This window comes from Bradyrhizobium sp. F1.13.3, assembly GCF_040548265.1.
Classification (GTDB): domain Bacteria; phylum Pseudomonadota; class Alphaproteobacteria; order Rhizobiales; family Xanthobacteraceae; genus Bradyrhizobium.
In genome coordinates this window covers 98,736-110,904 of the sequence record NZ_JBEPRI010000010.1, presented here as the reverse complement: position 1 = coordinate 110,904, position 12,169 = coordinate 98,736, and the positions used below count along the sequence as shown (strand labels likewise).

Genomic DNA, 12,169 nt, shown 5'->3' with positions numbered 1-12,169 from the left:
CAAGGGGAGAAGGAAGAGGAGCCATCGGCAGCTTCTCGAGCTCTAGCCAAACCGACGCGGCCGCAGTCCGGCATGAAACCAGGTGATCATGGAATAGATGTCATAGACGGGCAGTCCAACTTCGGCCTGCAAAGCTGCCGCATAGGGCGGCATGTTGGTGCATTCCAGCACGATCGCGCCGACATCCGGGTTCCTGGCGACCAGCTCCTTGCCGGCCTCGACCACGTCACGTTCGGCTTGCGCGATGTCCATGTCGTCCTTCTCGGCCTTGATCAGGACGCGGAAGAATTCCTTGCCGCGCTCGGTGCCGACCAGCGGCGTATCGAGCGGCACGCCGGCACCTGCGAGATGGGCCGGCGTCAAGGTCGAACCGGATACCGTGACGAGGCCGACGCGCTTGCCCGGCGGCAAGGTCGCCTGCACCCACGGCACCTGCATCAGTGACGAGGTCGCGACGGGAACGCCGACCGCGGCTGCGATCTCTTTCTGGAACAGCGAGAGGAAGCCGCAATTGGTGGTGATGGCTTCGGCCCCGAGCCGCACCAGATCCTTTGCCGCATCGATGAAATCCGGGAGCAGACCGGCGGCGCCCTTCAACACCACCTTCTCCGGCGAGGCACCGCTCACCACGCGGTAGAGCACGGGAAATGGCCAGGTGGTGCCGTTGCCCATGTCGCCGGGAATGCGGGGAAAGCGCGCCTCCAGCATCAGGATGCCGAGCGGCGCTCCATAGATGGCCTTGCCGCCGCGGGCGATTCGGGAGGACGAGTTGGCTGGAGCGGTCATGATGCGGTCTCAGAGAAAACGATCGGGCGAAAACGGCGCGAGCGGAATTTCCGGCGACTTGCCGCTCAGAAGCTGGGCGACGAGACGACCAGTGCGCGCCGAGCCGACCAGGCCGATATGGCCGTGGCCGAAGGCATAGACGATGTCGCGCGAGGCCCGCGCGTAACCGATGCAGGGACGTCCGTCCGGCATGCTCGGCCGATGGCCGAACCAGGTCTTGATACGCGAAGCCGGAATGTCCGTCGGCAGTTTTGGGAACATGCTGAAGAGGTTGTTGCGCAAAATCTCGGCGCGCTTCCAGTTCGGCTCGGCCTCGAGGCCTGCGATCTCGACCGTGCCAGCGGCGCGCAAACCCTTGTCGGTCCAATTCACCACCATCTTCGCATCCGAGGCCATCATCGAGCTGCGCGGGCCCGTTTCCGGATTCTCGATCATGACGTGATAGCCGCGCTCGGTCTCCAGCGGCAGCGGATCGCCGACGGACGCCGTGAGCCGCTTTGAATGCGCACCGGCGGCAATCACCGCGGCATCGCACGCAATCTCGCCGGTCTCCGTGACGACGGCGACTAACTTGCCGTCGTTGAGTCTGAGGCCTGTCGCCTTGTTCCGCACAAGCTTGGCGCCGCTTGCCAGCGCATGTTGCGCGAGGGCCGCGACATAGGCTCCGGGGTCGCGGCAGCGCCCGGCCTCTTCCACCACCACGCCGAAAGTGTAGCGCGGATGCAAATCGGGCTCGCGCTGACGCATCTCGTCGGCCGAAAGCTCCAGCCATTCGACACCAACGCGTTTGCGCACGCGCCAGCCGAGATCATTGTCGAAATTGCCGCGCGACGGGAAGACATGCATCACGCCGTTACGCTCGATCAATTCAGGAACGCCCGCCTCCTCCGCGAGCTTCTTGTGCAGCAGTGGCGCGTCCTTCAGAAGGTCGCGTAGCGCAAATGCCGTCGTCTCGACCCGCGCCTCGGTCCAGCCCGAGAGCAGATATTTGATCAACCAGGGCAGCACCTTCGGCAGATAAGACCAGCGGATCGCGAGCGGTCCAAGCGGATCCATCAGATAGAAGGGCACCTTCTTCCAGACGCCGGGCTCGGCCGGCGGGATCACCGAATGCGAGGAGAGCCAGCCGGCATTACCGTAGCTCGCCGCCTGTTCGCCACCGGGCTCGCCCGGATCGATTAGCGTGACGCGATGGCCCTCGCGTAGCGCTTCGATGGCGCTGATCACGCCGACCGCGCCAGCACCGATGATGGCGACGTGGCGGCCCTCCGACATCGCTTAGGCCTTCACCGCAGGGGCAAAGTCCTTGCCGACCGACATCGCCCGCGGATCGATGATGCAGTGGAGGATCGACGGCTTGCCCGAGGCGAGCGCACGCTCGAACGCCGGCGCGAACTCTTCCGTGCGCTCGACGCGCTCGCCGTGGCCGCCGAACGCTTTCGCGTACATCGCGAAATCCGGGTTCTTGAGCTGGGTGCCGACCACGCGACCGGGATAGTCGCGCTCCTGGTGCATGCGAATGGTACCGTATTGCGCATTGTCGACGACGATAACGACGAGGGCTGCATCGTACTGCACGGCGGTCGCGAATTCCTGCCCGTTCATCAGGAAGCAGCCGTCGCCGGCGAACGCGATAACGGTGCGATCCGGATATTGCCGTTTCGCGAGCACCGCCGCCGGCACGCCATAGCCCATCGAGCCCGAGGTCGGCGCGAGCTGCGAGGCAAAGCTGTGGAAGCGATGATGGCGATGAATCCAGCCGGCGTAGTTGCCGGCACCGTTGCAGACGATGGCGTCCTTGGGCAGGCGATCGCGCAGCCAGGTCATGACTTGGCCATACTGGAACGTGCCCGGCAGCTCGCGCGCCTTGTCGGTCCAGGCGAGATAATCGGAATGCGCCTTGGCGGCCTCGCCCTTCCAGGCGACTGCGCCGGCGGACTTCAGCGTCTCGACCGCGGCCGCGAACGCGGCGGGCGTGGCTTGTATCGCGAGTGCCGGCTGATAGACGCGGCCGAGCTCTTCCGAACCCGGATGCACGTGGATCAGCTTCTGCTGCGGAGTCGGAATATCGAATAGCGTGTAGGACGAGGACGGCATCTCCGACATACGGCCGCCGATCAACAGAATGACGTCGGCGCCGTCGATGCGCGCCTTCAGGCCCGGGCTCGGGCCGATGCCGAGATCGCCGGCATAGTGCGAGTGATCGGCGTCGATCAGCGACGCGCGGCGGAACGAGGTCGCGACCGGCAGGTCGAACCGCTCGGCAAAGCGCGCGATGCTCCTGGTCGCCTCATCGGTCCAGCGCGAGCCGCCGAGAATGACGAGCGGCGCCTTGGCGCTGGCAAGCATGGCGCCAACGCGCTCGATATCGGCAGGCGCCGGCCAGCTCACCGCCGGCTCGATCCGCATGGCGTCCGCAACGGCAGCAGTCTCGGTCAGCATGTTCTCGGGCAACGAGATCACGACGGGACCGGGACGGCCCTGCATGGCGACGCGGAAGGCGCGCGCGACCAGTTCCGGAATCCGGTCGGGACGATCAATCTCGACCGCCCATTTCGCCATGGTGCCGAACACCGCCTTGTAGTCGAGCTCCTGGAACGCCTCGCGCTCGCGCATGCCGGTGTCGACCTGACCGACGAACAGGATCATCGGCGTGGAATCCTGCATCGCGATGTGGACGCCATGGCTGGCATTGGTGGCGCCGGGGCCGCGGGTGACGAAGCAGATTCCGGGGCGGCCGGTGAGCTTGCCATACGCCTCCGCCATCATTGCGGCCCCCCCTTCGGCGCGGCAGATCATGACGTCGATCGGGCTGTCGTGCAGCGCGTCGAGCGCCGCAAGGTAGCTCTCGCCCGGCACGCAGGTGACACGCTCGACGCCTTGCGCGACGAGCTGATCGATCAGGATCTGGCCCCCGGTGCGGGTGTTGCGAATGGTCATGACGGCTCCCTCAAGGCTTTGGCGATGCGTTTCGCAGCTTCGCGAAAAATTTTGTTCCGGGCTGGCGTAGGACAGCCGGAAACAAGGTGCAAGGCCGAAACCGCTGCCCGGCATTACGGCCTCGTCATGCCTCTCCGGCAAATAGCGGCGGCAGCCATGCCTCTCTCGGACGTCGACCGGGGAGCAGGCCCCCTTGCCATCATGCCCCTTTGCGCTGCCGCGCGCTCGCCAGCAGCACCAGCATGAACGAGGCCGCCGTCATCAGTGTCGAGATCGCGGCGATGGTCGGGTCGATCTCGTCGCGGAGCGCGGTGAACATGCGCTTGGTCAGCGGCTGATACTGGCCGCCGGAGATGAACAGCGCGACGATGGTCTCGTCCATCGCCGAGATGAAGGCGAAGATGCCGCCTGCAACCACGCTGGACTGGATCTGCGGCAAGGTCACCGCGAAGAAGCTGCGCAGGCGGTTCATGCCGAGGCTACGCGCCACCATTTCCTGCGCCGGATCGAAGCTTTGCAGGCCCGCCAGCACCGAGATGATGACGTATGGCAGGCCCAACATGACGTTTGCCAGCACCAGGCCCGGCAGTGTCGCGACCAAGCCGACTTTGGCATAGAGGAAGAAGATGCCCACCGCGGTGATGATGATGGGCACGACCAGCGGCAACAGCAGCATCATGTGGATCAGCCGCATGATGCGCAGCTTCGACTGGTTGATGGCGTAGGCGGCGGCGACGCCGAGCGGCGTCGCGATAACAACGGTCAGCAGCGCGACCGTCAGCGTCACCCGCGTCGCCTGCATCCAGGCCGTGCTGGAGAAATACTGCTGATACCAGCGCAGCGAGAACGACGGCGGCGGAAAGGTCAGAAAGCGCGCGCTGGAGAAGGAGATCGGCGCGATGATCAGCACCGGCAGGATCAGGTAGACCAGCACCAGCGCGCTGATCATATAGAGTGCGATCCGGGCGGGCGACAATCGCATCATTTCTGCCCCAATATGCGATCGAGCGAGATGAAGCGGCTGACGGCGAAAAAGATCGCGAGCACGCTGACGAGCAGCACGACGGCGACCGCGCTCGCAGCGCCGAACTGGTTGTAGAGCTCGACGTTGCGGCTCACCAGCATCGACACCATCACCGTGCGGCCGCCGCCGAGCAGTTCCGGCGTGATGTAGAAGCCGAGACAGAGCACGAACACCATGGTGCAGCCCGCGAGCACGCCCGGCAACGACAGCGGCAGAAAGACGCGGACGAAAGTGAGCGACGGGCTCGCCCCCAGGCTGGCGCCCGCCTGCATCAGATCGGACGGGATCTTCTGCATGGTGGCGTAGAGCGGCAGCACCATGAACGGCAACAGGATGTGTACCGTCGCAACCACCGTGCCGAAGGTGTTGTGCACCAGAGCAAGCGGTTCGCCTGTCACGTCGAGATAACGCAGCAACTGGTTGATCACGCCGGTGCGCTGGAGCAGCGCCAGCCAGGCATAGGCCCGCACCAGCACGCTGGTCCAGAATGGCAGCACGACCAGCGACAGGATGAGGATGCTCCACCCTTTCGGCACCGAATTGGCGAGATATGCCACGGGATAGCCAAGCAGCAGCGCGATTCCCGTGACCGCGAGGCTGATCTCGAAGGTCAGCGCAAAGCTTCGCCAGTAGATGTCTTCGGTAAAGACGCGGCGATAATTCTCCAGCGTGAAGCCGTTGTGGTAGATCGACTGCCAGGCGAGCCAGCCGACCGGCAGCACGATCAGAGCCAAGATCACCAGCAGCGCCGGCGACACCAATGCCAGCATCAGCGCATGCTCGCGGCGCTGATGCTTTTGCGATGGATCTGGCACGGATATCGTCAACGCAGCCTCGCTTCGCTTACTTCTGCATGAACGACGCCCAACGCTTCTCGGCGGCTTCGCCCGCCGGCGAGGACCACCAGGCGTAGGACATCAGCGCCTGCTTGGCCGCATTGGCCGGCTCGCTCGGCAATTGCGCGGCGCGCTCGGGCTTGATCACGTTGGCCTCGAACGCCTTTGGATTTCCCGGACCGTAGTCGATATGCAGCGGCAGATTGGCCTGGTGCACGGGATCGACGGCCTCGTTGAGAAACTTGACGGCCGTCTCGAGATTCGGCGCGCCCTTGAGGATGCAGAGCGAGGTGCTTTGCAAAACGCCCTGGTTGTAGGTGAAGGCGACCTTGGCGCCCTCCTTGGCGACCGCGCTGACGCGGCCGTTCCAGGCCATCTCCATGTCGACCTCGCCGTCATTGAGAAGCTGCGCCGACTGGGCGCCGGAGGTCCACCACACCGTGATATTCGGCTTGATTTCTTCCAGCTTCTTGAAGGCGCGGTCGACGTCGAGCGGATAGAGCTTGTCGGGCGCGACGCCGTCGGCCATCAGCGCCGCCTCGAGCGTCGCGAACGGGTGGTTGCGCAGTGCGCGACGGCCGTGAAATTTCTTCACGTCCCAGAAGTCGGCCCAGCTGTTCGGCGCCTCTTTCGGGAATGTCTTCTGGCTGTAGGACAGAACGCTGGAATAGAACTCGTAGGACACCGAGTACGGACTACGATAGCCCTCCGGCATCGCCGCGCCGTTCGGAATCTTCGAGAAGTCGAGCTTCTCGATCAGCCCCTGCTCGCCGCCACGCAGGCAGTTGCCGGTCGGAGTATCCACGACATCCCAGATCGGCTTGCCGCTGCCGACTTGCGTCTTGATCGCGGGCCAGGCGTCGGGAATGGAGTCCTGGTTGACGGTGATGCCGAGCTTCTTGGCGGAGGGATCGAGGATCGCCACCGTCTGCGCCTGCTGGTAGGCCCCGCCCTGCGAGACGAAGGTGATCTGTTCGGCGGCGGCGATGCCGGTTGTTGCAAACAATCCGAGCGATCCGCCCAACAAAGCGTAGCCAAATCGAAAATCTCGTTTCGTCGTCATCCTCGCCTCCTCTGTCACCAATTAAATTCACTGACCGATCGCATCGAGAAACTGGTACCAGCCGGCGACCATGCGCACGGCGGGCTCGCGCAACGGATAGAACGGGATAGCTTTCAATCGCCGCGCGTCGAGCAGTCCGACCTCTGGCGTCTCGCCGCGCACGAAGGCGGCGAGATAGCGGCCCATCAGGCTCGACATCGCCACGCCCGCGCCGTTGTAGCCCATCGAGAACAGCGTGCGGTCGTCGATGCGGCCGATATGCGGCACCGAGTCCAGCGTCATCGCGACCAGGCCCGACCATTTGTAGGCAAGCGGGATATCGGCAAGGTCGGGGAAGATACCCACCATCGCCTTGCGCAGCGCATCGAACGCGGCTGCGGAGTCCTGCTTGCCGAAGGCACCGCGGCCACCGAAGATCACGCGATTGTCGACCATCCGGAACCAGCGCATCATGCGCTTGGTCTCGGTGTAGGTGCGGCCCGCCGGCATCAGCTTGCCCGCCAGATTGCGCGGCAGCTTTTCGGTCGCGATCATGGCGCTGCGGAACGGGATCAGCGTGCGCTGCATGTTCGCGGTCGCGCCGGTGAGGTCGGAGTAGCTGTTGGTGGCGATGATCGCCTGCTTTGCCCGCACCGCGCCTTGCGGCGTTTCGGCGACGATGCCGCCGTTCTCGTGCCGGAGGCTTACGACCGGCGATTCCTGGTAAATCGGCACGCCGCGGCGCGCCACGCCTCCGGCGAGGCCGCGCAGATAGTTCAGCGGATGGATGCCGCCGGAGCCGGGATTGAGCACGCCGCCGACGAAAATGTCGGAGCCGGTCTCGTCGCGCACCTGCCCCTTGTCGAGGATGCGGACCTCGGCACTCCCCATCTCGCGCGTCATCCAGTTGGCTTCGTCTATCGCGGCCCGGAGCGTCGTCTCGTTGTGCGCCGCCTTGACCTGGCCGGAGCGCGTCAGATTTGCGCTGGTGATGTCATATTCGGCGACGAGCTCCTCGACGATGTCGATCGATTCATGCGCGATCTCGTACATGCGCTGCGCCACGGCGCGGCCGTGCACAGCGTCGATGTCGCGGAACGAGAGGCGGAATTTTGCGGTGATCACGCCGCCATTGCGGCCACTCGCGCCCCAGCCCGGGCGGTTGGCCTCGAGCACGATCGGCGACAAACCGCTTTTGGCGATGTGGTGTGCCGCCGACAGGCCGGTATAGCCCGCCCCGATGATCACCACATCCGCCTGCTGCTCGCCCGACAGGACCGGAAACTCGCGCGCCGGCTCCGCCGTGGCGGCCCACAGCGAATTGGCCGATGGCAGCGCGTTCCAGTCCCGTGTCATGCCGCCGCTCATGCCCTACGCCGCCGGTCCGATGGCCGCATCGGCAAGCGCTTTCAATGTCGGGAAATGGAAATCTGGCTTGGTCAGCGTCTCCACGGCCGGTGTACCGCCAAAGCCGGCCATGCCCTGACGGCGCTCGATCCAGCACACCTTGTAGCCGAGTTTCCGCGCGATCCCGATGTCGTGATACTGGCTCTGCGCGACGTGCAGGATATCGGACTGCTTGTAGCCGAAAGCGGACTGGCGGCCCTTGTTGTAGGCGAAGAACTCCGGATCTGGTTTCGCAACGCCAGTCTCGTCGGCGCACACGGTATCGTCGAAGGGATTGCCGAGCGCATGCGCGTAACAGGAGAGCGCGACGCGGTCGGCGTTGGTCATGGCGACCAGCCGAAATTTGGTGCGCAGGCGCTTCAAGGCCTCGACCGAGTCCGGGAACGGTCCCCAGCGCAGCACCGCGAGCTGGAAAACGTCGCAGGAGGCGTCATCGGCCTGCAGCCCGAGCTCCTTGGCGAGATAGCGATAGACATGGAACATCACCTCGCTCGAACGCTCATGGTGCTTGTCGCGGCCACGCTTATAGGATTCGAAGATCTTGTCGTCGCTGAGCTCGGCCGGCGATTTGCCCGAGATCCTGCGCACCGCGGAGAGCACGCCGGTCTCGAAATCGATCAAGGTGCCGACGACGTCGAAGGTGAGAACCTTGAAATTGCTGAACGAGGCTGCTGACGACATTTTTGGCTTCTTCTCTCGGTTGGACAAGACTTAGGTTCAGTCCCTCACCCTGGGCACGATGATGGTGTCCTCGGGATGAAGGGTCACGGTGAGACTGCCGCCGAGCGGCGGGATGCGGCTGTAGGCTTCGTGGTGGCTCGCCTGGCGCAGGCTGAGCACGATGCCATCGGCGAGCGCGAGGAAGATGCGCAGGCTCTCGCCCTGATAGACGATGTCGGTGACCGTTCCGGTGAGCCGATTGCAGGCGGTGTCCTGCGCGCCGTCGTCGATCAGCAGCTTTTCGCTGTGCACGGCGAGCATCAGCGAGTCTCCGTCAGGAATGGCGCGGGCGCTGCGCAGAAGGACATTGCCGAGTGCAACGCCGGAGGCATCGATGCGCCGCACCGGCAGCATCGTAGCTTCGCCAATGAAACTCGCGACGAAGGAATCAACGGGATGATCGTGCAGCCGCTCGGGCGCGTCGATCTGGATCAGCCTGCCGTCCTTCATCACGGCGACGCGGTCGCTCATGGTCAGCGCTTCGCGCTGATCGTGGGTGACGTAGATGATGGTGGCGCCGATGCGCCTGTGCAGCGTGCGCAGCTCGATCTGCATGGATTCGCGCAGCTGCTTGTCGAGCGCGGACAGCGGTTCGTCCATCAGGACCAGCCGCGGCTCGAAGATCATGGCGCGTGCGAGCGCCACGCGCTGGCGCTGGCCGCCGGAGAGTTGCGCGATGCCGCGCTCTTCGTAGCGGGCAAGGCCGACCATCGAAAGTGCCGCGCGTACCTTGTCCGGCCAGGCCGCCTTCGGCAGCCGTCGCGCGCGCAAGGGAAAGGCGACGTTCTCCCCGACGCTCATATGCGGGAACAGCGCGTAGTTCTGGAACACGACGCCGATGTCGCGCTTGTGCGGCGGCATCCAGGTGACGTCACGACCGCCGAACAGGATCGTTCCGCTCGATGGCAGGATGAAGCCGCCGAGGATGCCGAGCAACGTGGTCTTGCCGGAGCCGGAGGGGCCGAGCAGCGAGACGAATTCGCCGGCGGCGACATTGAGGGACACGTCGTCGAGAGCGCGAACGGCGCCATAGGCCTTGCTCGCGGATCTGATCTCGACGCTTTCCGCTCGTTTGTCCAACGATCGACCTCGCCATGTCCCTACAATGGCGTGCCTCACTGCGCGCCATAAGCCTGCTTTATAGACAGGAAATTTGAGTACTTACGGTGGAAGCGTGCACCGCACCACCTCTTCGCTCGCAAGCCCTGTCTTTAGGCTGTGATAGCGATGACACCAGACTTGGCAAAACTCGGCAATTGCCAAATTCTCACCTGGCTCATAACATGGTGTTATGCCCGAGCTGCGCCGGATGCTGCCCTCAAGTAACGCCCTGTTCGTCTTCGACGCAGCGGCGCGCAATGGCAGCTTCACGGCGGCTGCCGCAGAACTGAACGTCACCCAGCCTGCGGTGAGCCGGATGCTGGGCCAGTTCGAGGACCATCTCGGCGTGCGCCTGTTCGACCGCAAGGCGGGACGCGCGGTGCTCACCGAGGAAGGCGAACTCTTGTATCGCCGCGTGCTCGAAGGCTTTCGCAGCATTGAGAGCGGGTTGGTCGAGATCGAGCGACGCCGCAAGGGCACCGAGACGGTGACGCTGTCGGTCTCCTCCGCCTTCACAACGCATTGGCTGATGCCGCGGATCGACAAGCTGCAGCGGCAATTCCCGCAGGTCGATTTGCGCTTTCAACTGATCTCCGGCGCGCTGCGCGGACCGGTGGAAAATGTCGATCTCGGCATGCGCTTCCGCGATCGCGAGGAGCCGTCATCCGGCGGCACGCTGGTAATGAAGGAGGTCATGCTGCCGATGTGCAGCCCAGCCTATCTCGGCGAAACCGATCCCGCCGAGGGCAACACCATAATTCGGCTCGCCGAGACGCCGGGCGACTGGGCCGCGGATTACGCATCGCTTCTCACCGGGCGCCGCGGCGCGGCCAAGGCGCTGAGCTTCACGGACTATGCCGTCGTGATGCAGGCCGCCCTGCTCGGCCAGGGCATCGCGCTCGGTTGGCTGACGGTCGCCTCGCACTGGCTGTTGACCGGCGCGCTGGTGCCGGCCTCCGACACGCTCACCACCACACGCCGCATCTGCGAATTCCTGCCACCGCGCAACCGGCCGATGCGCCCCATCGCCGCCGAGATCCGCGACTGGATCATCGCGCAGATGCAAGGCGAGATTGCCGCGATCGACCGGCTCTATCCGAAGCTCGGCGCGATGGCCGCGTGCTACTGATGCTCGATCGCGCGGATTGCGCCGCGCAGCTCGGCGAGACCGCGGAGGCGGCCAATCGCGGTGTAGCCGGGATTGGTGCGCTTGGTGGCGGCGAGATCGTCCAGCATGCGGTGGCCGTGGTCGGGACGAAAGACGATTTGCTTGTCGGGCGAACGTCGCGCGTTCTCCTTCAGCAGCGCCTTCAGCACCGCGACCATGTCGACGTCACCGTCGAGATGATCGGACTCGTAGAAGGATAGGCCATCCCCCTCGCGCTTGGTCGCGCGCAGATGCGCAAAGGCAATACGCGGACCGAAGCGTTCGGCCATCGCGGGAAGATCGTTCTCGGCGCGCACGCCGAGCGACCCCGTGCACAGGCAGATACCATTCGCCTTTGACGGCACGGCATCGAACAACGCCTGATAGTCATCGGCGCTGGACGCGACGCGCGGCAGGCCGAACAACGGGCGCGGCGGGTCGTCCGGATGCAGTGTCAATGAGACCCCGAGCCGCTCGGCGACGGGTGTGACGCGGCCCAAAAACTCGGCGAGATGCTGCCGCAGGATTTTTGGCGTGACGTCGCGATAGGTTTCGAGCCGGTCGCGGAATTGCGGGATGGTCATGGGCTCGGTGGTCGAGCCCGGCAGCGCGCTGGCGATCACCATGACGAGGTAATCGATATCGGCCTGGCTCATCTGGTCGAACAGCTTTTTCGCGCGAGCCTGCTGCTCCGGCGAATACTCGGCGGTCGCGGCCGGCCGCTTCAGGATGTGCAGCTCGAACGCAGCAAAGCGATCCTGGTCGAAGCGCATGGCACGGGCGCCGTTCGGCAACTCCCATTCGAGATCGGTGCGGCACCAATCCACGACCGGCATGAAGTTGTAGCAGATGATCTTGATGCCGGAAGCGGCGACCGCCTCCATGCTGGCGATCCAGGTCTCGATCGAGCGCGTTGCCTTAGCCCCGAGACGCTTGACGTCGTCGGGGATCGGAATCGATTCCACCACCGACCAGGTCAGCTGCGAGCGGCCGGGCTGGCCGTTCTCGATGAAGTTCTTGCGCTCCTCGACAGCCTTGCGTGTCCAGGCTTCGCCAATCGGCACCTGATGCAGTGCCGAGACGATATCGCTCGCCCCGGCCTGCCTGACATCATCCAGCGACACGGGATCATCGGGCCCGTACCAGCGCCATCCCTCGAGCATCAT

General features: G+C 64.7%; 11 protein-coding genes. 1 reads left to right on the top strand and 10 read right to left on the bottom strand.

The window, feature by feature from the left end:
• Nucleotides 1-42 precede the first annotated feature (42 nt).
• The 9 genes from ABIB66_RS25665 to ABIB66_RS25625 all read right to left on the bottom strand — a co-directional run bounded on the left by ABIB66_RS25665 (nucleotide 43) and on the right by ABIB66_RS25625 (nucleotide 9,835).
• Nucleotides 43-786 carry an aspartate/glutamate racemase family protein gene (locus ABIB66_RS25665; RefSeq protein WP_275169336.1) on the bottom strand — a complete coding sequence of 248 codons (744 nt, stop codon included), beginning with the start codon at nucleotides 784-786 and terminating at the stop codon, nucleotides 43-45.
• 9 nt (nucleotides 787-795) lie between these two features.
• Complete coding sequence (locus ABIB66_RS25660; RefSeq protein WP_354205019.1) at nucleotides 796-2,061, bottom strand: NAD(P)/FAD-dependent oxidoreductase; 1,266 nt, start codon at nucleotides 2,059-2,061, stop codon at nucleotides 796-798.
• A 3-nt stretch (nucleotides 2,062-2,064) separates the two neighbouring features.
• Complete coding sequence (locus ABIB66_RS25655; RefSeq protein WP_275169338.1) at nucleotides 2,065-3,726, bottom strand: thiamine pyrophosphate-binding protein; 1,662 nt, start codon at nucleotides 3,724-3,726, stop codon at nucleotides 2,065-2,067.
• Between the two features lie 199 nt (nucleotides 3,727-3,925).
• Nucleotides 3,926-4,711, bottom strand: coding sequence for an ABC transporter permease (locus ABIB66_RS25650; protein ID WP_354205017.1), 786 nt, complete (start codon nucleotides 4,709-4,711; stop codon nucleotides 3,926-3,928).
• Nucleotides 4,708-5,520: an ABC transporter permease gene (locus tag ABIB66_RS25645; RefSeq protein WP_354060884.1), complete on the bottom strand. Its 813-nt coding sequence runs from the start codon at nucleotides 5,518-5,520 to the stop codon at nucleotides 4,708-4,710. The genes ABIB66_RS25650 and ABIB66_RS25645 overlap by 4 nt, the downstream gene beginning before the upstream one ends.
• A gap of 73 nt (nucleotides 5,521-5,593) precedes the next feature.
• Nucleotides 5,594-6,649, bottom strand: coding sequence for an ABC transporter substrate-binding protein (locus ABIB66_RS25640; protein ID WP_354256051.1), 1,056 nt, complete (start codon nucleotides 6,647-6,649; stop codon nucleotides 5,594-5,596).
• 27 nt (nucleotides 6,650-6,676) lie between these two features.
• Entirely contained in the window at nucleotides 6,677-7,984 is a 1,308-nt protein-coding gene (locus ABIB66_RS25635; protein ID WP_354060193.1) for an NAD(P)/FAD-dependent oxidoreductase, read from the bottom strand.
• Nucleotides 7,985-7,999: 15 nt separating this feature from the next.
• Complete coding sequence (locus ABIB66_RS25630) at nucleotides 8,000-8,716, bottom strand: HAD family hydrolase (protein WP_018454007.1); 717 nt, start codon at nucleotides 8,714-8,716, stop codon at nucleotides 8,000-8,002.
• Between the two features lie 36 nt (nucleotides 8,717-8,752).
• Entirely contained in the window at nucleotides 8,753-9,835 is a 1,083-nt protein-coding gene (locus ABIB66_RS25625; RefSeq protein WP_354256048.1) for an ABC transporter ATP-binding protein, read from the bottom strand.
• A 211-nt stretch (nucleotides 9,836-10,046) separates the two neighbouring features.
• Here ABIB66_RS25625 and ABIB66_RS25620 point away from each other — a divergent pair, with 211 nt between their 5' ends.
• A complete protein-coding gene (locus tag ABIB66_RS25620; RefSeq protein ID WP_354205012.1) occupies nucleotides 10,047-10,985 on the top strand; it encodes a LysR family transcriptional regulator in 939 nt (312 codons plus the stop codon).
• On the opposite strand, the gene uxuA is transcribed toward ABIB66_RS25620, so the two are convergent.
• On the bottom strand, nucleotides 10,979-12,169 hold the full coding sequence (gene uxuA / locus ABIB66_RS25615; RefSeq protein WP_354205010.1) for a mannonate dehydratase: 1,191 nt from the start codon (nucleotides 12,167-12,169) through the stop codon (nucleotides 10,979-10,981). The two genes, ABIB66_RS25620 and uxuA, sit on opposite strands and share 7 nt — an antisense overlap.

What these genes read in the sequence shown, in the direction of transcription:
- ABIB66_RS25665 (WP_275169336.1), bottom strand. Translation starts at nt 786, where the DNA reads ATGACCGCTCCAGCCAACTCGTCCTCCCGAATCGCCCGCGGCGGCAAG.
- ABIB66_RS25660 (WP_354205019.1), bottom strand. Translation starts at nt 2,061, where the DNA reads ATGTCGGAGGGCCGCCACGTCGCCATCATCGGTGCTGGCGCGGTCGGC.
- ABIB66_RS25655 (WP_275169338.1), bottom strand. Translation starts at nt 3,726, where the DNA reads ATGACCATTCGCAACACCCGCACCGGGGGCCAGATCCTGATCGATCAG.
- ABIB66_RS25650 (WP_354205017.1), bottom strand. Translation starts at nt 4,711, where the DNA reads ATGATGCGATTGTCGCCCGCCCGGATCGCACTCTATATGATCAGCGCG.
- ABIB66_RS25645 (WP_354060884.1), bottom strand. Translation starts at nt 5,520, where the DNA reads ATGCTGGCATTGGTGTCGCCGGCGCTGCTGGTGATCTTGGCTCTGATC.
- ABIB66_RS25640 (WP_354256051.1), bottom strand. Translation starts at nt 6,649, where the DNA reads ATGACGACGAAACGAGATTTTCGATTTGGCTACGCTTTGTTGGGCGGA.
- ABIB66_RS25635 (WP_354060193.1), bottom strand. Translation starts at nt 7,984, where the DNA reads ATGACACGGGACTGGAACGCGCTGCCATCGGCCAATTCGCTGTGGGCC.
- ABIB66_RS25630 (WP_018454007.1), bottom strand. Translation starts at nt 8,716, where the DNA reads ATGTCGTCAGCAGCCTCGTTCAGCAATTTCAAGGTTCTCACCTTCGAC.
- ABIB66_RS25620 (WP_354205012.1), top strand. Translation starts at nt 10,047, where the DNA reads ATGCCCGAGCTGCGCCGGATGCTGCCCTCAAGTAACGCCCTGTTCGTC.
- uxuA (WP_354205010.1), bottom strand. Translation starts at nt 12,169, where the DNA reads ATGATGCTCGAGGGATGGCGCTGGTACGGGCCCGATGATCCCGTGTCG.